The 17901-nt window shown below is 51.9% G+C and carries 15 protein-coding genes and 16 tRNA genes; 26 read left to right on the top strand and 5 right to left on the bottom strand.

Translation table 11 applies throughout. The annotated features are described in order from the left end of the window. Window positions 1–191: 191 nt before the first annotated feature. The 17 genes from ACQ4N8_RS05595 (at window position 192) to ACQ4N8_RS05515 (ending at window position 2086) form a co-directional block, all read left to right on the top strand. Window positions 192–267: transfer RNA gene (locus ACQ4N8_RS05595), tRNA-Asn, on the top strand. A 5-nt stretch (window positions 268–272) separates the two neighbouring features. Then, window positions 273–364 (top strand) — tRNA-Ser (locus ACQ4N8_RS05590). A gap of 76 nt (window positions 365–440) precedes the next feature. Then, window positions 441–515: transfer RNA gene (locus tag ACQ4N8_RS05585), tRNA-Glu, on the top strand. Window positions 516–582: 67 nt separating this feature from the next. Beyond that, a tRNA-Val gene (locus ACQ4N8_RS05580) sits at window positions 583–658 on the top strand. An 88-nt stretch (window positions 659–746) separates the two neighbouring features. Next, a tRNA-Met gene (locus ACQ4N8_RS05575) sits at window positions 747–820 on the top strand. Between the two features lie 16 nt (window positions 821–836). Next, a tRNA-Asp gene (locus tag ACQ4N8_RS05570) sits at window positions 837–913 on the top strand. 18 nt (window positions 914–931) lie between these two features. Further along, window positions 932–1007 (top strand) — tRNA-Phe (locus tag ACQ4N8_RS05565). 23 nt (window positions 1008–1030) lie between these two features. Then, window positions 1031–1106 (top strand) — tRNA-Thr (locus ACQ4N8_RS05560). Between the two features lie 3 nt (window positions 1107–1109). Then, window positions 1110–1195 (top strand) — tRNA-Tyr (locus ACQ4N8_RS05555). 14 nt (window positions 1196–1209) lie between these two features. Beyond that, window positions 1210–1283, top strand: a tRNA-Trp gene (locus ACQ4N8_RS05550). 29 nt (window positions 1284–1312) lie between these two features. After that, a tRNA-His gene (locus ACQ4N8_RS05545) sits at window positions 1313–1388 on the top strand. Between the two features lie 23 nt (window positions 1389–1411). Further along, window positions 1412–1483, top strand: a tRNA-Gln gene (locus ACQ4N8_RS05540). Window positions 1484–1488: 5 nt separating this feature from the next. Next, window positions 1489–1563: transfer RNA gene (locus tag ACQ4N8_RS05535), tRNA-Gly, on the top strand. Between the two features lie 12 nt (window positions 1564–1575). After that, window positions 1576–1649: transfer RNA gene (locus ACQ4N8_RS05530), tRNA-Cys, on the top strand. 11 nt (window positions 1650–1660) lie between these two features. After that, window positions 1661–1746, top strand: a tRNA-Leu gene (locus tag ACQ4N8_RS05525). A gap of 21 nt (window positions 1747–1767) precedes the next feature. Continuing rightward, window positions 1768–1847: transfer RNA gene (locus tag ACQ4N8_RS05520), tRNA-Leu, on the top strand. Between the two features lie 71 nt (window positions 1848–1918). Continuing rightward, on the top strand, window positions 1919–2086 hold the full coding sequence (locus tag ACQ4N8_RS05515) for a hypothetical protein (RefSeq protein ID WP_430703344.1): 168 nt from the start codon (window positions 1919–1921) through the stop codon (window positions 2084–2086). On the opposite strand, the gene ACQ4N8_RS05510 is transcribed toward ACQ4N8_RS05515, so the two are convergent. Further along, entirely contained in the window at window positions 2083–2823 is a 741-nt protein-coding gene (locus tag ACQ4N8_RS05510) for an SDR family oxidoreductase (protein WP_430703343.1), read from the bottom strand. The genes ACQ4N8_RS05515 and ACQ4N8_RS05510 overlap by 4 nt on opposite strands. A gap of 6 nt (window positions 2824–2829) precedes the next feature. Further along, on the bottom strand, window positions 2830–3093 hold the full coding sequence (locus tag ACQ4N8_RS05505; RefSeq protein ID WP_430703342.1) for an Atu4866 domain-containing protein: 264 nt from the start codon (window positions 3091–3093) through the stop codon (window positions 2830–2832). Window positions 3094–3241: 148 nt separating this feature from the next. Between ACQ4N8_RS05505 and ACQ4N8_RS05500 the strand changes: the two genes are divergently transcribed. Further along, window positions 3242–4174, top strand: a complete 933-nt coding sequence (locus ACQ4N8_RS05500; RefSeq protein WP_430703341.1) for an AraC family transcriptional regulator — start codon at window positions 3242–3244, stop codon at window positions 4172–4174. Between the two features lie 234 nt (window positions 4175–4408). Here the strand turns inward: ACQ4N8_RS05500 and ACQ4N8_RS05495 are convergent, their stop codons facing one another. Then, window positions 4409–4609 (bottom strand): TetR-like C-terminal domain-containing protein, encoded by a 201-nt coding sequence (locus ACQ4N8_RS05495; protein WP_430703351.1) that lies wholly within the window; start codon window positions 4607–4609, stop codon window positions 4409–4411. Between the two features lie 621 nt (window positions 4610–5230). Between ACQ4N8_RS05495 and ACQ4N8_RS05490 the strand changes: the two genes are divergently transcribed. Together ACQ4N8_RS05490 and ACQ4N8_RS05485 are read left to right on the top strand one after the other, a co-directional pair. Beyond that, window positions 5231–6052 carry an oxidoreductase gene (locus ACQ4N8_RS05490; protein WP_430703340.1) on the top strand — a complete coding sequence of 274 codons (822 nt, stop codon included), beginning with the start codon at window positions 5231–5233 and terminating at the stop codon, window positions 6050–6052. A 30-nt stretch (window positions 6053–6082) separates the two neighbouring features. Next, entirely contained in the window at window positions 6083–6754 is a 672-nt protein-coding gene (locus ACQ4N8_RS05485; protein WP_430703339.1) for a TetR family transcriptional regulator, read from the top strand. Here ACQ4N8_RS05485 and ACQ4N8_RS05480 read toward each other — a convergent pair. After that, complete coding sequence (locus ACQ4N8_RS05480; RefSeq protein ID WP_430703338.1) at window positions 6675–6932, bottom strand: DUF6075 family protein; 258 nt, start codon at window positions 6930–6932, stop codon at window positions 6675–6677. The genes ACQ4N8_RS05485 and ACQ4N8_RS05480 overlap by 80 nt on opposite strands. 990 nt (window positions 6933–7922) lie before the next feature. On the opposite strand from ACQ4N8_RS05480, the gene ACQ4N8_RS05475 reads away from it, so the two are divergent. Genes ACQ4N8_RS05475 through ACQ4N8_RS05465 form a run of 3 tightly spaced genes read left to right on the top strand, consistent with a single transcriptional unit; the run spans window position 7923 to window position 11921 of the window. After that, on the top strand, window positions 7923–9608 hold the full coding sequence (locus ACQ4N8_RS05475) for a spore germination protein (protein WP_430703337.1): 1686 nt from the start codon (window positions 7923–7925) through the stop codon (window positions 9606–9608). Between the two features lie 23 nt (window positions 9609–9631). Beyond that, window positions 9632–10735 carry a GerAB/ArcD/ProY family transporter gene (locus tag ACQ4N8_RS05470; protein WP_430703336.1) on the top strand — a complete coding sequence of 368 codons (1104 nt, stop codon included), beginning with the start codon at window positions 9632–9634 and terminating at the stop codon, window positions 10733–10735. Continuing rightward, on the top strand, window positions 10728–11921 hold the full coding sequence (locus ACQ4N8_RS05465) for a Ger(x)C family spore germination protein (protein ID WP_430703335.1): 1194 nt from the start codon (window positions 10728–10730) through the stop codon (window positions 11919–11921). The genes ACQ4N8_RS05470 and ACQ4N8_RS05465 overlap by 8 nt, the downstream gene beginning before the upstream one ends. Window positions 11922–12024: 103 nt before the next feature. Here the strand turns inward: ACQ4N8_RS05465 and ACQ4N8_RS05460 are convergent, their stop codons facing one another. Then, a complete protein-coding gene (locus tag ACQ4N8_RS05460) occupies window positions 12025–14142 on the bottom strand; it encodes a GxGYxYP domain-containing protein (protein ID WP_430703334.1) in 2118 nt (705 codons plus the stop codon). Window positions 14143–14368: 226 nt separating this feature from the next. Here ACQ4N8_RS05460 and ACQ4N8_RS05455 point away from each other — a divergent pair, with 226 nt between their 5' ends. The 3 genes from ACQ4N8_RS05455 to ACQ4N8_RS05445 all read left to right on the top strand — a co-directional run bounded on the left by ACQ4N8_RS05455 (window position 14369) and on the right by ACQ4N8_RS05445 (window position 17704). Further along, window positions 14369–15601 carry a GntR family transcriptional regulator gene (locus tag ACQ4N8_RS05455; RefSeq protein ID WP_430703333.1) on the top strand — a complete coding sequence of 411 codons (1233 nt, stop codon included), beginning with the start codon at window positions 14369–14371 and terminating at the stop codon, window positions 15599–15601. A gap of 209 nt (window positions 15602–15810) precedes the next feature. After that, on the top strand, window positions 15811–16809 hold the full coding sequence (locus ACQ4N8_RS05450) for a carbohydrate ABC transporter permease (RefSeq protein WP_430703332.1): 999 nt from the start codon (window positions 15811–15813) through the stop codon (window positions 16807–16809). After that, on the top strand, window positions 16781–17704 hold the full coding sequence (locus ACQ4N8_RS05445; protein WP_430703331.1) for a carbohydrate ABC transporter permease: 924 nt from the start codon (window positions 16781–16783) through the stop codon (window positions 17702–17704). The genes ACQ4N8_RS05450 and ACQ4N8_RS05445 overlap by 29 nt, the downstream gene beginning before the upstream one ends. The last annotated feature ends 197 nt before the right edge of the window (window positions 17705–17901 follow it).

Raw genomic sequence — 17901 nt, 5'->3', positions numbered from 1 at the left:
GTTGATAGGCCTGAGGTGGAAGTGCAGCAATGCATGGAGCTGACAGGTACTAATCGGTCGAGGGCTTATCCAAAATAACTCCAAAGAGTGGCGTCAGGCTGAACAAGCCGAGCAGAGCACTTCAGGAGGCTAACGCGCAAATTCGTTTCGTATCCAGTTTTCAAGGATTAAACCTTGAAACTTAATAATGTTCCCTGATAGCTCAGTTGGTAGAGCACTCGACTGTTAATCGAGTTGTCACAGGTTCGAGTCCTGTTCGGGGAGCCATATATGGAGAGGTGTCCGAGTTGGCCGAAGGAGCACGATTGGAAATCGTGTAGGCGTCACAAGCGTCTCGAGGGTTCGAATCCCTCTCTCTCCGCCACTTTACCCTAAAAAGTGAAGTGTTATCTAAGATGGAGTTTCCGATTGCTTTCCGGGGACCCCAGCATACATGTTGCGGCCCGTTGGTCAAGGGGTTAAGACACCTCCCTTTCACGGAGGTAACAGGGGTTCGAATCCCCTACGGGTCACCATTTTATTTACCAGCTAACTTGATTTGTAGTCGTGCTATCTGGTACAATAAAAATTGTCTTTTCCCATGGAGGCTTAGCTCAGCTGGGAGAGCATCTGCCTTACAAGCAGAGGGTCGGGGGTTCGATCCCCTCAGCCTCCACCATATAAACTTCACCCCAAGAAGTGAAGTTGAGTCTCTGAAGTATAGTCCGATTACTTTTCGGGGACCCCATAATAAAACCTTTTACTGACGCGGGGTGGAGCAGCCCGGTAGCTCGTCGGGCTCATAACCCGAAGGCCGCAGGTTCAAATCCTGCCCCCGCAATTGTTTTAACTAGTGTGGAGCCGTGGTGTAGAGGCCTAACATGCCTGCCTGTCACGCAGGAGACCGCGGGTTCGAATCCCGTCGGCTCCGCCATTTAAAACTCATATGTAAGGCTCGGTAGCTCAGTCGGTAGAGCAGAGGACTGAAAATCCTCGTGTCGGCGGTTCGATTCCGTCCCGAGCCACCATTGTAAAACCTGACAATTGAAAAGCCGGTGTAGCTCAACTGGTAGAGCAACTGACTTGTAATCAGTAGGTTGGGGGTTCAAGTCCTCTCGCCGGCACCACATGGAGGCTTAGCGAAGTGGCCAAACGCAGCAGACTGTAAATCTGTTCTCTGACGAGTTCGGTGGTTCGAATCCATCAGCCTCCACCAGTTTTACCTAATATAGGGGCATAGTTTAAAGGTAGAACAAAGGTCTCCAAAACCTTTGGTGTGGGTTCAATTCCTGCTGCCCCTGCCACTTTTCAAACAAATGAATATTTCTTTATGGCGGTCGTGGCGAAGGGGTTAACGCACCGGATTGTGGCTCCGGCATTCGTGGGTTCAAGTCCCATCGATCGCCCCATTTTTATCTTAACAATCAAATATTGGGGATTAGCCAAGCGGTAAGGCAACGGACTTTGACTCCGTCATGCATAGGTTCGAATCCTATATCCCCAGTTTAAGCGGACGTGGCTCAGCGGTAGAGCATCGCCTTGCCAAGGCGAGGGTCGCGGGTTCGATTCCCGTCGTCCGCTCCATTTTTATATTATGGCGCCATAGCCAAGTGGTAAGGCACAGCTCTGCAAAAGCTTTATCCCCAGTTCGAGTCTGGGTGGCGCCTCCATTTACTCATCTGCGGGAGTGGCGGAATCGGCAGACGCACAGGACTTAAAATCCTGCGGTAGGTGACTACCGTACCAGTTCAAGTCTGGTCTTCCGCACTTTTGAACAATTTTATATATGCCGGTGTGGCGGAATTGGCAGACGCGCGCGACTCAAAATCGTGAGGGAAACCGTGGGGGTTCGAGTCCCTTCACCGGCATCAACTATGAAATCAAGCTCTTAAGGATCATCGTCCTTAGGGCTTTTTTGTGTTTCAGGGTCGTTTCGATTATGGAGAAAATCCAAGGTTTCTTTGCTGGATGCGATGTGCCATTGCTCGCCATCGCCAAGCTAAGCTTTTTCGCGGGCGTCCGGTCGGAAAAGTACACCGTAGCGAAGACGCCCGATAAAACCGGGCGTCTTCTTGTGGTTACGCTGAGCTTGATGGTGGCGTACTAATTAGCCGTCCACGTGGTCGGCCGGACGACGAGTTCGTTAACGTCGACATCGGCCGGTTGCTCGATAGCGTAGAAGATGGCGCGGGCGATGGCGGAGGCGGGCAACGTGATGCGGCGAAACTCTTTCATGAACTCTTTTGCTTCTTCGTCTGTGATGCTGTCGGCCAACTCGGATTCGGTGACGCCCGGCGAGACGAGCGTCACACGGATGCCGTTACCGACCTCTTGGCGCAAGCCATCGGTGATTGCCCGGACAGCGTATTTGGTGGCGCAATAGACCGCGGCTGTCGGGGTTACCGAATAGGCGCCGGTGGAGGCCACGTTGACGAAATGGCCGAACCCTTGCTGCTTCATGACAGGAAGCCCGGCGGCGATGCCGTGGAGAACGCCGCGGATGTTGACGTCGATCATCCGATTCCATTCGTCGATCTTCAAGGCCTCAAGCGCTGAGAGCGGCATGACGCCGGCGTTGCTCACAATGACGTCAAGGCGTCCGAACCGGTCTTGGGCGAGGCGGACGATCGCTTGCATCTGGTCGAGCTCCGTCACGTCGAGCGGTTGCAGTTCGATTGTACCGCCTGCTGCGCGGATGTCGGAAGCCAGCGCCTCCAGCCTATCCACACGCCTGGCGCCGATGACGACGCGCGCACCCTGTTCGGCGAGCAGACGCGCTGTCGCTTCACCAATTCCGCTGCTGGCCCCCGTAATGATCACTACTTTTTCATTAATTCCGGACATGTCGATTCAACTCTCCTTTTTTTCTCGATAGAACACCATACCGCCGTGGTAAAGCACCCCGTACCGAAAATCGCCATCGGCCGTGAACCCGGTGTCATCCACATATTCGATATGGTCCCCGTCAATGGTGTAGCTGCCCTGATAAGCGCTCTTTCGGTTGCCTCGGGCTTCGTCGTATCGTCCGTTCGGAAGCAGTTCATGTCGGACGTAGCCGTCGCTGGTTATCCACATGCCGACATAGGGATGCGGATCTGCGTTGCCGTTTTTCATAGCACCTTCTCCTTCCGTGTTCGAAATGCAACTTCATTATGGCGCAATTCGCAAGGAAGGAGGTAGCGGGATACTGCGTTTGGATTGCCAAATCCTCCAAAACGTTATAAACTGGGGACCTGAGATCGGAAAACGGGAGGTGGTCAAAATGAAAGAAACGTTCGTGGCACGGAGGGAAGAGCTGGCGCAGACGATCGAGCGGTTTGCAAAACGGGACGGCACGCAGGAGACGGCGATTTCGGCCTTGCGTTTGATTCGCTCGTCGCGGGTATCCGAGCCGGTTCATTCGGTTTACGAACCCTCTCTGTGCGTCGTGGCCCAAGGCTCGAAGGTGGTCCTGTTGGGGGAGGAGCGTTATCGGTACGATCCGAGCACCTACTTGGCGGCTTCCGTGCATTTGCCGATCGCCGGGCAGGTTATGGAGGCTTCGCCGGAAGCGCCTTATTTATGCATGCAATTGCAATTCGATATGAATCAAATTCTGGAGGTCATCCAGGCTTCCGGCTCCGTTCAAGCCGTCAAGCCCAAGCGGGAATCCGGGCGGGGCCTGGTGGTGAGCGGAATGAGTGATGGGCTCCACGAGGCTGCGTTGCGGCTGGTCCGTTTGCTGGATACTCCGTGCGACATCCCGGTGCTGGCTCCTTATGCGGTTCGCGAGATTATTTATCGAGTGCTGCAGGACGAACAGGGGGCTGTCCTTAAGCAGTTCGCGTTGATCGGCAGCTGCGCGCAACGGATAGCGAAGGTGATCGAGCGGATCAACCGCGAGTTCGCGCAGCCCCTGCGCATCAACGAATTGGCCGAGGAGGCTGGCATGGGTGCTTCGTCCTTGTACAGCTACTTCAAGGAAGTGACGGCGATGAGCCCGATCCAATACCAGAAGCGGCTCCGGCTACAGGAGGCGCGCCGATTGCTCTTGTCCGCAACGATGGAAGCGGCGGATGCCGCTTTTCAGGTCGGGTACGAGAGCCCGTCGCACTTCAGCCGCGAATACGCGCGAATGTTCGGTCATCCGCCGATCCGTGACGCCCGGCGTTTCCGTGACGCGCTGCATGCCGAGTCGCAGGTTGTAAATCGCTAGACGACCGCCCGATATAACGTCCATGATGTCGATCACGGCTAACACGTGTTCAAGGGATTCAAGAGCTATAGAGCTGCACAACTTGCGTTGCTACAGAATCAATATCTCTATCTGTTTCTTCTAGAACAAGGCCAAGGCGCTGCGGGGTTAACCGCGGCGCTATTTGCTAAAGGGGAGGTGGCTGTACGTCGTTCAACTGTAGTCGCTTGCGCGTCTTTCAAGTACTCGTCATCATCACTCCATTCCATTTAGAGATATTAGCGGGTTTTTGCGAGCAGGCAGCAGAACGCCGTCGATGAGCGCTGTGATGAAAAGCTTGCCGAACGGTTTACGCTGGAGGAGTGCGCGATAAGACGCCATTGAAGTAACGACCTGGCAAGCCATCTCAATGTCCGCGGAAGCGAGAATTTCACCGCGACTTACGGCTCGGTGCATAAGCTCGCGGTTCACAGCAATCCACGGCTCGAAGAAACCTGATATTCCCGCCTCGACGAATTCCACGAAAGCTTGGCGCAAGAGGTCAAAGGTTTTGGCGTCAAGAGGTGACGCTGCTCCAGCCCAGCGCTTATGGAACCAATTTTCAGTCGTCGGGGAAGCTAGCACCGGAAATGGACGCCTATGCCGATCTTTGAAAGCAGGTTTTCGAGGGTCTATTGAACCAAGAACTTGGCAATCCGCAAGCGACAGCAGAAGCCATTCTCAAGATCGTGGACGCAGAGGAACCTCCATTGCGATTTGCGGTCGGCTCGAATGTCTTGCCTCTGGCGCGTAACGTCTATGCTGATCGTTTAGCCACCTGGGAAGCTGTCTCGAACGCAGCGTAAGGCGCTCCAATGAAGTAAGTGGGCTTAATAACATAGCAGATTCGCCAGTGAAACATAACAACGAACGAGCTCTTGAGTTCCTCTTGTGGAGATTTGGGAGCTTTTTGCATGCCCAAACAAATGAGTTAACAAATCGTATTTACAATTGACTCTGAATCGATTATAATCGACTACAAATCAATGACTCGAAGTCGATTGATGATTTATTACTTTCTGAGTGGAGGAATCTGTCATGAGCAAAAAAGTAATTCTAATAACGGGGGCGTCATCAGGTATCGGTAAAGCGACAGCCCGAAAGCTTCTGTCGGAAGGTCATACGGTGTATGCCGCTGCAAGACGGGTCGAACAAATGCAGGAACTTCAAAGTTTAGGCGCTGTAACCATCTCCTTGGACATAACGAAAGAAGAACATGTGCAGGCGTGTATCGAAAAAATTGTCAGCGAACAAGGGAAAATCGATGTGCTGTTCAACAATGCCGGATTTGGCCTTTTTGGAAGTGTGGAAGAAGTCAGCCTTGATGATGCGAAATATCAGTTCGATGTAAATCTATTTGGTCTTTCCAGACTTACGCAGCTTGTTGTACCCTATATGAGAAGACAGCGAGGCGGAAAAATTATTAATACCTCCTCAGTGGCCGGGAAAATGTACGGTCCAATGGTGGCTTGGTACACGGCAAGCAAGCATGCACTGGAAGGTTGGTCGGATTGCTTGAGATTAGAACTGAGACCATTCGGTATTGACGTGGTTATCATCGAGCCAGGAACGATTGAGACTGCATTTGGAAATTTGGTGAGCGAACGCTTATTGAAACAATCAGGAAAAGGTCCATATAAGAACATGGCACATTCCATTGCCAAGGCAGCGCAGAACTCCTCTGCGGCAGGCGGAGGCTCGTCTCCTGATCTGGTGGCGAATACGGTTTCAACAGCCATTGAAGCCAGCCGCCCCAAGGCCAGATATGCTGTTGGCAAGATGGCGAAACCCGTCATTTTTCTAAGAAAATGGCTGGGGGACAAAAACTTTGACCGGCTAGTAATGAGTCAGATGAAATAAGCATCGGAAATGAATCGAGGTATCTAATCAATGAAGAGAGCCATGACGGAAAGCGCTAAAGCAGAGAAAGCCAGAATGATTCTGGACACCGCCCGGGAGATGTATCGAAACGGGGAATACGAAGAGATAAAAATGAGCGATATTGCCAAAGCAGCTAAGATTTCTAACGGAACACTATTTTATTATTACAAAACGAAAGAAATTCTGTTTATGGAAATGCTATTTTTGGAATATGAAATCCGTTTTCGCCATTTTCTAAACGTTCTGGATCCCATCAAAAAAATGACTTATGAACAATTTAAAGCTTTTTTTCTCGACGAGATGGCTGGGGTTTTAGAGCAGGATTCCGTCTTTATTCGATTATGTGCAATTAAGAATACCATTCTGGAGAAAAATATTGATGAAGAAACGGCGCTCAAAGCTACTCGGGCCATGTCCGCTGCCTTGGAACCAGTGTTGCGACTTCTGACGGAACGAGTAAGTTTTTTTAGTGAAGAGGCCTTTTTTCATTTGCTTGGGGCACAGAACGCGATCATCGTCGGCTATGTGAACATCGCCAGTATGCCGGATGTGATGCACCATGCGATTGCCGGACAAAGGTTCAAGGGCTTTCAGGTTAATTTTAAGGAAAATGCCCTAACCGCAATGGAGTATTACCTTGACGGCTGGTACAAATCACTTCAAGGAACCCGGACATTATAGGAAAGTGGGCGTCACGCAAATAATACGGCAAGAGATGGGAATCGAACAAAAAATAGCGGCTGTAGTTTCGAGCGGCATCTCGATCTTTATCCCCGGAATAGCCGTTGTACGAATTGAACGCCAGAAGGGATATTTTGATGGTGGAACTGGTTGCCTTCGTAAAATTGGCGATGCTCAAGGTCTTTAAACTTTGTTAGCATAGTGTTCCTCCTCCTGTTCTTGATCGGGTTAGGGACGAAGTTTCATTTTCTTTGTCGTACTGCGGAATTTCCAGCTTTTTTAATTCGTCGATAATGTCATTTCGCTTTCCTTGGGAGAACATATCAGCGTATCGCAGCGACATGATTTTACTAGGCTTTTCGCAGGTCTTAGATTCCTCTTCTTTGACTTAGTTTCCGCAAACGGTAGAATACCGTTTGCGACTCAAAATCGTGAGGAAACTGTGGGTTCGAGTTCCTTCACCGGCATCATATCTATAACCCTAAAGCTCTTGGATTTAGATCCTTGAAGCTTTTTTTTGTTTTGAGCCTGGTCTCCTTTACCTGCTAGATTTTAAGACCTACGATCGTTGACAGACGCAAAGGGCCACGGTAAATTTGTCGGCTGGGATGGCAATGTCAAGGAAGAAAGAATGTCTTGGCGGAGCCCGGCTTACGGCCGCACATTGCTCAGGCGTTGGCACGTCGGGGGGGGACATCAAGTCGGCTGCCGACACGATCAGTTTGAGCTACGGCAGATCTTCTCACTCGGGTAGCGTCTTTTTAAGCCAAACATTTTCCTCAGCAGATGAACGGCAACCACGAGCAGCAAAGGAACTGTAAACCCGCTCAACTTCCAAAGGATTACTGTGATATGCTCGGTCAATCTGGTTTCGCTTCGATGCAAAATAAATGCGCATATCATATTGATGGAAGCCAGTGGAAATATAAACCCCCTCTCGTCCTTTAATCTGCCAATCCCCCAATACGTACAAAGAATTGATTTAATATGAAAAGCGTAATACAAGCTTTCATGTAGGAACTCACGATTAGAACTATCCCAACAATGAATTCGACCCGCTGAATAATGGGTTGTACGTTTATCACTTGTGCTGCCGATGGCTTGATTGCTGCATCCTTTTCCAATTTTGGGGGAAATTAAAAACAAACAAATTCTTAGGATGATTCTTGTGTGGTCTAGAATCGCGGCTTACATCCCTGACTGGACGATCTTCGTGCAGGCGGGGCTCACTTTGCTTGTACCTATAGTCATCTATGCTTTGCACCGCCGGCTTCGCTCGATCATAACAAATGGGCACCATGGACGTTCCGGGGACGGGAACGTCGGCGCAACGTCCGTCGACGATCCGCCGACAACCCGAGAAAGCTTCGACCCGCCGTTGTCCGGCGGCTATGAAGCGGATCTCAAGTCCGTTAAGCAAGCGATCGGCGGCAATGACGACGTCCATTTTCGGGAGTATGAAATTGCGGAGTTCGGCGCGCGGGCGACTCTGGTTTATATCGACGGCATGCAGGAGGAACAGTTGATCGATACGCATGTCATGCAGGTGCTGATGCCTAGCGCAGCTTCCGAAGCGGAGCAACACGCCAAGCCTCTTCCTAAGGGAGGGCTTGCCTCTTATTTGAAGCAAAAAATGTTGCCGGTTACCGAAATGACCGAAGTGACCGGGACGCGAAGTCTCAATGAGGCGATCCTGGCGGGATATACGGCCTTGCTGGTTGAGGGGATGGCACACGCCTTGCTTGTGAGCGCGCCTCACGGGAAAACCAGATCCATCACGGAGCCGACCTCGGAAGCGCTGCTGCGCGGTCCTAGGCTGGGGTTCACCGAAGAACTGAGTGAAAATACGGCGATGCTCCGGCGCCAGGGACGTACGGAACAGATGGAAATCAAAAAATACGTTGTCGGCAACGTTATCAAGAAGGACCTGGCGGTCGTCTATATGAAAAACATCGTGAATCCGGACTTGCTGAAAGAAGTGGAGAAACGCGTCGGCCAAATCGATCTGGATTACATCGCCGAATCCGGCTACGTTGAACAGCTCATCGAAGACGACATGTTAAGTCCTTTTCAACAGGCGCAAAATACGGAACGGCCGGACCGGGTCATGAGCTCCCTGATGGAAGGGAGAATCGCGCTCCTCCTGGACGGGACGCCGTTTGCGCTCATTGTACCGGTGACCTTCAGCATGCTGCTGCAATCTCCGGAAGATTACTATGAACGGTGGATGGCGGGTTCGCTTTTGCGGATGCTGCGTTTTATTGCCGCGTTTATGTCCCTGATGATCCCTTCAATGTATATATCATTTATTTCTTTTCATCCCGGGCTGATTCCGACCGAATTGGCCATCACGATTATCGAAGCGCGCCATCGGGTTCCGTTCCCGTCATTCATCGAAATTTTGATCCTGGAAATCTCGATCGAGATTTTGCGCGAAGCAGGGGTCCGGCTGCCCAGGCCGATCGGCTCCGCGATGGGCATCGTCGGCGGGCTGATCATCGGGGAAGCGGCCGTACAGGCAGGCATTGTCAGTCCGTTTCTGGTCATTGTCGTTTCAGTCACCGCGATCGCCTCTTTTTCGATCCCGATGTACAGCGCAGGAATTACGCTGCGTATGTTGCGATTCGTAGGTATGTTTTTTGCAGCAGCACTGGGCATATTCGGAACGATCCTGTTCTTTCTGCTGATTTGCAGCCATCTGACCAAGCTGGAAAGCTTCGGGGTGCCTTATGTCACGCCTATCTCGCCGATCCGCATCCGCGACTGGAAGGACTTGTTCGTCCGCGCGCCCCTGACGTTAATGAGACGCAGGCCCGAGATGCTGAAGACGATGCGCAAACAACGCAGATCCTAAACCGGAAGCCAGGAGGGGCTCAATTGTTTATTCGCACTAACGACAAAATTACCTCATCGCAAGCGGTCATCTTTATGACCGACAGCGTCCTGGGGGCCGGCATTCTGACGTTGCCCCGGGACATCACCGAAAAAGTGCATACCCCGGATGGATGGTTGTCCGTATTACTGGGAGGAACCGTCGTGATGCTCGCGGTGCTGCTTATGGTAAAACTAAGCCAGCAATTTCCTGGGAGCACGATCTTTGAGTTCTCCCAAAAAATCGCCGGGAAGGTGCCGGGCAGCGTGATGTCTCTGCTGCTGATCGTTTATTTTCTCCTGTTGGCCGGATTTGAGATCCGTGCCTTGGCGGAGGTAAATATCCTTTTTTTGCTGGAGGGCACTCCCATATGGGCCGTCATTATTCCGTTCATCTGGACGGCAGCTTATTTGGCGTCCGGAGGAATCAACTGCATCGCCCGATTGTTTCAAATTATTTTTCCCGTGAGCATCCTGATCCTGCTGCTCAGCCTGTTGTTCAGCATGAGGACGTTTGATATCGATCATCTGCGACCTTTTCTCGGCGAAGGCTTGCCTCCCGTGTTCAAAGGCTTGAAATCGTCGCTGCTCATCTTTACGGGCAGTGAAGTCGTCCTGTATTTGGTTGGCCATTTGCAGCATCCCGAGAAAGCGGTCAAAGCGTTATTGGCCGGCATGAGCATTCCGTTTGTTCTATATTTTTGCACCACCGTAATCGTGATCGGAAGCATGTCAGTCGACGCCGTGCTAAGAAGCACCTGGCCGACGCTCGATCTTTTGCGAAGCTTTGAAGTCACCGGTTTATTTTTTGAACGTCTTGAATTTCCGTTTTTGGTGATCTGGATGATGCAGATGTTTTGCAATTTCACCATCTATTTTTTCAGCACAACCTTGGGCGTATCGAAAATACTGCGCATCAAATTCCCTACCGCGCTCTTTGCGCTAATGCCGGTGGTTTTTATCGTCGCCCTTATCTCCAAAACCGTAAACGACGTATTTACGCTAGGCAGCGCCGTCGGGAACATCGGCGTTTCAATATTCATTTTGGTGACGGTGCCGTTAACCGTTGTTTACCTTATTCGGAAGAAAGGACTCAAACCGCATGCGTAGACGCCGTATCCTGTCCCTGTTCCTGGCCGCCGGATTGCTTGCGGTGCAAACGGGCTGTTGGAGCAGCAAAGAAATCGAAGATTTAAGCATGTACATCGGATTGGCTTTGGACGAGGGAAAACCGACGGCCGTTGAACGGGAGTTGGAGAAACAAGAAGGAGACTATCCCAAACGAAATCTGATTACGGCTACCATCCAGATCGTTCCGATGAGAACGGCAGGCGGCGACAATCAACAATCCGAAAAAGGAAAAGCGATCGAATTTCTGAACACGTCGGAAACCGGGGATTCGCTGCTTGAGATCATGCGGCAGTATTCGCTGCGCCGGGAGCGGACGGTCATCGGCCACCATCTGAAGGTAATCATCGTAGCCACCGAACTGGCCCGAAAGCAAAGCGTCGACAAACTGATGGATTTCGTGCTTCGCGATAACGATATTCGCCCGAGCTGCATCGTGCTTTTGAGCAGAGGGCTAGCGCGGGATACGCTGGAAACGGCACATCCCGGTGAAACCCCCGCCTTCAAGCTGAGGGACATGCTGCGAGGCCGCTTCAGAACCAGCAAAATCATGAAAGAGGTTAATCTAACCATGTTGGATGAGAGGCTGGGCTCCAAGCAAAGTTTTCTTCTGCAGGAGGTTGCCGCGGGCGCCAGCGAGACGAAATTTTCGGGAGCGGGGATTATCAAGGGGGAGACCGGCAAATGGATCGGTTCGCTGGACGAAACGGACGTGGAGAGCATTGCCTGGATTCAAGGCGATGTCGATGGCGGGGCTATCAAAAGCTACGATTGGCGAAACGAACCGATCACTTATGAGATTGAAGACGTAAAGAGCCAAATAACCCCCAGGATTCAGGAAGATCGGCTATCGTTTCATGTAAACATCGAATCGGAGGGGCGGCTAATCGAAAACTGGGATGCCCAGGAAGATCCGTCCAAAACCGATTTTTTGGAGAAGGCAGAGAAGGTATTCGAAAAAAGGCTAAACCAAATGCTGGAGACGGCGATGCATAAAATGCAGTCGAAGTATAGAACCGATGTGGCCGGTTTCGGCGACCGGTTAAACATCGTTCACCCTAAATACTGGAAAAAGGTTGAGGATCATTGGGACGATGTTTTCAGCAATACGCCGGTGACCTTCGACATCAAGTTTACGATAACGGATTACGGCGCATCCCGAAAATAAGCCCGGCTCTCGCGGGCCGTTAAAGCTTGTTGTTCCCTGACGAAAAGCCCCTCCTTCATCCCTTATGAACGGATAAAGAAAGGGCTCTGACGTATATGAACGACTAATCGATTTCTTCCGATTGCGTGATTTCGCTATCGTTTTCTTCTTGCGTATGCGGCTTGACGGACAACCCGCCCGCTTCGCGGATAAGGGAGAAATAATGGTCTGCCCGGACGACTTCATATTCCGGCCCAAGCGTTTCGGTCATGGCCACGACGTCCGATGGCGTCAGGCTCCAGGCCAACAAGCCCAGGGAAACGAACAGCGGCGAGTTCCCGTCCCAGTTCGCTTTGGCTTCCTCCAGAATGCGCGTGCCATCTTGGACGGTGCTAATGCCCTGGATCGTAGAGACGGGAAGCGAATCATGCAGGATTTCTACGCCATAGCGATCCTCCCAGCTCAGGAATAAACCAGGTGCTTTGTAATAACGCTCATAGGCCTTGGCATAGGATTCGCCTAGCGGTACGTTGTCGCCGTTTACCCGGTTAAGGACGTAAGGGATGCCCATGCCTGACTTTTGCATGTATTTGTAGGTTTGCTTCAGGAAATCGGCAAACGTCGATTCCGGCCAGGCCTCCGGGTAGAAATAGCCGGCTCCGGAAGGTCCGGCGATGATCAGGTCATTATCGGTAGCGGTCTGGCGGTAATAGCCCAGCATGGCCGGGGCTGCATCGTACAATAACGGGCTGGAGGTCCAGTTGATCGGAACCTGCCCGCGTGCCGGATCATCCCACAAATTCCGCATGCGATGCTGATTGTATTGGAAGTTGTCGCCTTCGCTGAAGGTGTAGGTTACATAGATTTTATTCTCCAGCTTAGGCGCGCGCGGCGTTTTTGTTCTGACCGGCTGCGCCTTAGTCCCGGAGAAAACGGTCAAGTTGCTGAACCAGTCGGCGGCCAGTACGTATACGCTGTGGTTGGACGTTACCTCCACGGAGCCGAATTCGCCGGCCACGTCGTTGCTGAACCACCCCAGGTAAGGCGTGCCCGGCTCGACGTCTTGCATGATTTTCTCGAATAAAACTTTTTGTTCCGGATCATTTACCTCCAGCCAGAACACCATCGCTTTATTGGCGACGGCATAGTCGCGCAGGTAGCCGTAAGGCTCCTTCTTCTCGGAGGACGGCGGCTGGACGTTGCCTGCAGAGACTTTATATTGGTTCCACATGACGACGGTAGCCGTCAGTTCCTGCGTACCGGCCGGCGGCGTGAACCGGTAGACGAAATACCGTCCATTATCCGCAAAGCGGTGACCGCCATCTCCGGAGGATACCTGCGAGTCCTGCCGATCGTACAAGAACGGTTCCTCTTCCGGCGTTCCGGGAATAAACTGGGCGATCGTTTGGCCGTCCGCCTTAACGACGATCTCGTGAACGGCCGAGCCCCAGCCGTCCTGCGTAAAGGCGTCATCGAAACGCAAAAATACGGAATCCCCGCCCAGATAGCGGGTCAAATCCAGATCGTAGGCCGCCTTGTTGCTTGCGTCGCGGATCTGCTCGGTTTCTTCCGCGATCACCCCAAACGATTCGGGCAATCCAGGTGGAAGGCTAACCGAGGTATTGGGACTTAATCCGATGAGCATCCGGTGCGTGGTTTGCTTCCAGAGATGCTCGTATTGCCACGTATAAGCATCCAAACGGTCCTGGAACCGGCTGCGCAGGTCGTCGAGCACTTTCAGCTTATAAGGGGCCGCCTGCAACTGGGCCGCCAGCTCCGGACCGGCAACGACCGCACTTTTTAGTCCGGCCAAGGTGGTTGCCACGTTGATCGAGTCGGGAACCTCCGGGTCGTAGATGATGATGCCTTTGACTTCACTTTTGTATTTTTTCACAAGATCCCAAACATCGTCGTGAACCGTATAGGGAACCCGCAGGTCGTTCAGCCAGGTCGTTTTGCCTTCTTCCTGGCTCTCCAGCAGATAGATTCGGGGTTCGGCCCGGTTTACGACGCCTTGCAGCGTCGCCAGCATCAGCCGGATGTCTCCGGGCGCTTCATAAACATCGGCAACATCCAGCCGCTTCACCTTAGCGAAGCTTGGAAGCGCTTGCGATTTCGGCCAGCTGATGGAATTTTTCGGCGTTGCTGCCGTTGAGGATTGTGCAGTAGCTGAGGTGGTGCCAAGGGATAAGGACAACGTGCATAACAAAACGAAACAAGTCATCGTCAGTTTTCGAATCAAGCTCGTTCACCTCGTATCCTCAAAATGGGTGCCATCGTTTTAAAGCCTGACGCGAATTCCCTCCTTTGTCGGCCGTTTGCTCGGATATAACGATAACACCTGTATAATATGTTTAATATATCCAATAATGATTGTCAAGCAAGCGAATGACATTTTCTCTAATTGACTAAATGACATAAATGATATAACGTAAATGGTATAAGAGGATAAAGATAGGAGAGCCCATATGCAAAACGAACGAAAACCGTTATATATGCAGATTCAGCAGCATTTCAAGGATTCGATCCTGCGGGGTGAGCTGAAGGAGAACGATAAAATCCCTTCGGAAAAAGAGCTGATGGAGCAATTCGACGTCAGTCGGATTACGGTGGCCAACGCGTTGATGCAGCTTGCGAAGGACGGATGGATTTACCGTATTCCCGGCAGGGGCAGCTTCGTCAGCGAAGGGATCGGAGAATTGCTTCGTCATCAAGGGCTGCCTTCGCCTGAATCTCCGTCGCGGACTCCGCTCGACGGAAGTGCGGCGCATGGAGCCGGGGCGTACGGGGGCGGTCCCGGCGATCTCTTGCCGGCGGCCGGCGAAGCGGCCTTACAGAGCGAAGCTCGGAAAACGATCGGATTGGTCATGCCGATGCTAGTCGATTATTTCGCTATTCGCCTGCTGCAGGGGATCAACAACGTCATCGAAAACAGCCCATACCGCCTGCAGATCGTGCTGACCAACAATTCCATCGAACGGGAAAAGGAAGCGATAGGCGACCTGATCCGCAAAGGCGCGGCCGGGTTGATCATTTTTCCGTGCGATGCGGAAACGTACAACGAGGAAATTTTGTCCCTCAAGCTGCGCGGCTTTCCGTTCGTCCTGATCGACCGGTACCTGCCCGGGGTGGCTACGAACGTGGCGCGCAGCGACGGTCTGATCGGAGGGCAGCTTGCCGTCGATTACCTCTGGGGCTTGGGGCACCGCGACATCGCCATTTGTTCGGATTCCCCGCTTCCGACGATTACGGTGGAGGACCGGATCAACGGGTATATGGAGGCGCTCAAGCAAAAAGAAGCGATGATTAATCCGGCGCTGATTTTAACCGATTTTAACGTGGATTACAGCGGAATCGACAAGAAGCATCCCTTGTACCGGTTCATCAAGAACCAAATCGCAACCGCCTATATTACGCTCAACGGACGGCTTGGCTTGCACATTTACTCGATATGCAAGGAGCTCGGGCTGAAGGTTCCTGAGGACGTCTCGATCCTGACGTTCGACGACCCGTCGCCGGGGCTGCACGAGTGGGGATATTTCTCGCATATCTCGCAATCGGAGATCGAAATGGGGGAAGCGGCGGCCAATATTTTGCTGCAGCTTTTCGAAAGCACCGACATTAAGGAGCCGGGATATACGAAGGTAATCCTCCAGCCCAAATTGATCGAGAGCCAATCCACAGGGCCGCTGCGCAAATAGGCAACTTAGAATCGGAGCGGAAATTTCGACGGATAAGGACGCCTGCTTGCTGACGCGGCAGGTGTCTTTTTTTGCGATATATTAGCGATAAATGATATATCCAATATCTTGACTTAAATGACATAATGCAATATAGTTAATAATACAATTTGAATTGTAACTCATCACAGTCTTGAATGGCGGAAATTAGTAAGGAGGTTGTTTGGGTTATGGAGAAAACGGCAGAACGGGAGGGAAGGGTTTCTTTCAACCGGGGGCTGGGCAGGCATAAAGACGCCATCATCGCCGCCGTCATCCTGGTACCGATGTTTTTGTTTTGGCTTGTGGTATCGGGGTTCCCGACATTGTTTGGTTTTGCTCTCGGTTTTTTCGAATGGGTAGGGCTGGCGGACACGCCCAACTTTATCGGGTTCGACAATTTTGTCAGCTTCTTTCAAAATCCGGTTTACACGGACGCCTTATGGAGATCGATCTGGCTTGGCGGACTCGTGACGTCCATCACGCTGGCTTCGGGGTTTGGGGCGGCGCTGCTGATGAACATGCCGCTCTTCGGCAAAGGTTTTTACCGTTCGATTTGGTACATCCCCGCCGTTACGGCGACGGTTGCCACCACGCAGGTCTTTAACATTTTTCTCGACACGAATAACGGGGTCATCAACAACATCTTAAAAGCGATGGGCAAAGAACCGATCGTATGGCAGTATTCCGTAGGCTGGGGCATTTTCTGGATCGTGGTTTATTCGGTTTGGAAAGGCGTGGGGGGAGCGGCGCTGATCTGGCTGGCAGGGCTGCAATCCGTAGACGTGTCGCTCTATGAGGCGGCGGAAATTGACGGGGCGGGACGGCTTGGCAAGCTGCGTTACGTGACGTTACCGGGTCTGAAACCGATTGCGACTTATATCGTGATCACCAGTCTGATCGGCGCGATCCAGATTTACGAGCAGGTGCTGTTTATCACGAACGGCGGGCCATACGGGCAGACGGAAGTGCTTGTCTTCCGCATTTACCGCGACGGCTTCTGGGATTTCAACCTCGGCATGGCCGGGGCATCCTCCCTGATCATGGCGCTGATCGTCATTGTAGCCACCGTGCTTTATTACAACCGGTCAACCAAAACCGACAGGCAAACCACGATACCGATCAAACCGGTAAAACGGGCAGGAAAGGAGAGCGGAAACCATGTCAAAGACAACAACCGCCAATTTTAAAAAGCAGTTCAAACCCGCATATCTTATTGCCCATATCTTGCTGCTTGGCATCGGTTTGATATTGCTCTACCCCCTGATCTTTATGGTGCTTGCCGGCTTCTTCACCAAAACGGAATTTACGGCCACCGTGCTGGGCATATTCCCGATTCCCAAACAACCGACATTGGAGAACTTCAAAGAGCTGATTGTAGGAACCGTGAATTCTTCGGTTGCGATGTATTTTAGAAATTCGCTTATCCGGACTCTGTATAACACGTTTTGGGCGATTTTGACTTCGTTCCTGGCCGGTTACGTTTTTGCCCGCTTGAAGTTCAAAGGCCGGGACGCGCTTTTCCTGATTTTACTCGCGACGCAAATGATTCCCGGTACGCTGGCCATCATCCCGACCTATCTGGAATTCGCCAGATTTCCGTTTGCCGGCGGAAACAACGTGTTTACCGGAGGAACGGGGATTCTGAACTCGTGGTGGGTTTATTTGATCGGCGGACCCAGCATCAATATTATGGGTACCTTCCTGGTGAAGCAGTCGCTGGAAAAAGTGCCGCTGGAAATCGACGAGGCCGCGATCGTGGACGGGGCCGGAACGTTCCGGCTGATCTTTCAGATTTTATTCCCGCTGCAGCTGCCGATTATGGCTTATGTCGCGATTACGACGGCGCTGGGGACGTGGAATGACTTTATCACGCCTTTCTTCTACACGACCAGCGACTATTTGCAAACGCTTCCGGCGGCGATCACGCGAATATCTTCCGTTGGAACAAGTCCGGGCGCTGTGATCAACTACCCGATGATCATCACGTTAAGCCTTGGCATCACGATTCCGGCACTGCTCATCTTTGCTTTTTTCCAGAAATACATTGTTCAAGGCCTAGCCAACACCGGCATCAAAGGGTAGATAAGGTAGTCAAAAAGTCATCTTTCCATCACGAAGCAACAATAAGGAGCTTAATCGACGTCGAATCTTGAATTCAGCCGGGACTTCCGTTGCTCACGTAGCCTCCAGCTACGCTCCGCTACTCAGTCCCTAAGCTTCATCCAACCTTCTCGGTGCTGCAAACCTGACTTTTTGAACCTTCATTGAAACGGTAGTTC

This window comes from Paenibacillus macerans, assembly GCF_050565405.1.
Classification (GTDB): domain Bacteria; phylum Bacillota; class Bacilli; order Paenibacillales; family Paenibacillaceae; genus Fontibacillus; species Fontibacillus macerans_B.
Note: the sequence above shows the minus strand (reverse complement) of the source record. Positions and strands in the feature narration are given on the sequence as shown.

Excerpts from the sequence above, each read along its gene's own strand:
- ACQ4N8_RS05515 (WP_430703344.1), top strand. The coding sequence starts at position 1,919 with ATGGAGAAAATCCAAGGTTTCTTTGCTGGATGCGATGTGCCATTGCTC.
- ACQ4N8_RS05510 (WP_430703343.1), bottom strand. The coding sequence starts at position 2,823 with ATGTCCGGAATTAATGAAAAAGTAGTGATCATTACGGGGGCCAGCAGC.
- ACQ4N8_RS05505 (WP_430703342.1), bottom strand. The coding sequence starts at position 3,093 with ATGAAAAACGGCAACGCAGATCCGCATCCCTATGTCGGCATGTGGATA.
- ACQ4N8_RS05500 (WP_430703341.1), top strand. The coding sequence starts at position 3,242 with ATGAAAGAAACGTTCGTGGCACGGAGGGAAGAGCTGGCGCAGACGATC.
- ACQ4N8_RS05495 (WP_430703351.1), bottom strand. The coding sequence starts at position 4,609 with ATGCACCGAGCCGTAAGTCGCGGTGAAATTCTCGCTTCCGCGGACATT.
- ACQ4N8_RS05490 (WP_430703340.1), top strand. The coding sequence starts at position 5,231 with ATGAGCAAAAAAGTAATTCTAATAACGGGGGCGTCATCAGGTATCGGT.
- ACQ4N8_RS05485 (WP_430703339.1), top strand. The coding sequence starts at position 6,083 with ATGAAGAGAGCCATGACGGAAAGCGCTAAAGCAGAGAAAGCCAGAATG.
- ACQ4N8_RS05465 (WP_430703335.1), top strand. The coding sequence starts at position 10,728 with ATGCGTAGACGCCGTATCCTGTCCCTGTTCCTGGCCGCCGGATTGCTT.
- ACQ4N8_RS05455 (WP_430703333.1), top strand. The coding sequence starts at position 14,369 with ATGCAAAACGAACGAAAACCGTTATATATGCAGATTCAGCAGCATTTC.
- ACQ4N8_RS05450 (WP_430703332.1), top strand. The coding sequence starts at position 15,811 with ATGGAGAAAACGGCAGAACGGGAGGGAAGGGTTTCTTTCAACCGGGGG.
- ACQ4N8_RS05445 (WP_430703331.1), top strand. The coding sequence starts at position 16,781 with ATGTCAAAGACAACAACCGCCAATTTTAAAAAGCAGTTCAAACCCGCA.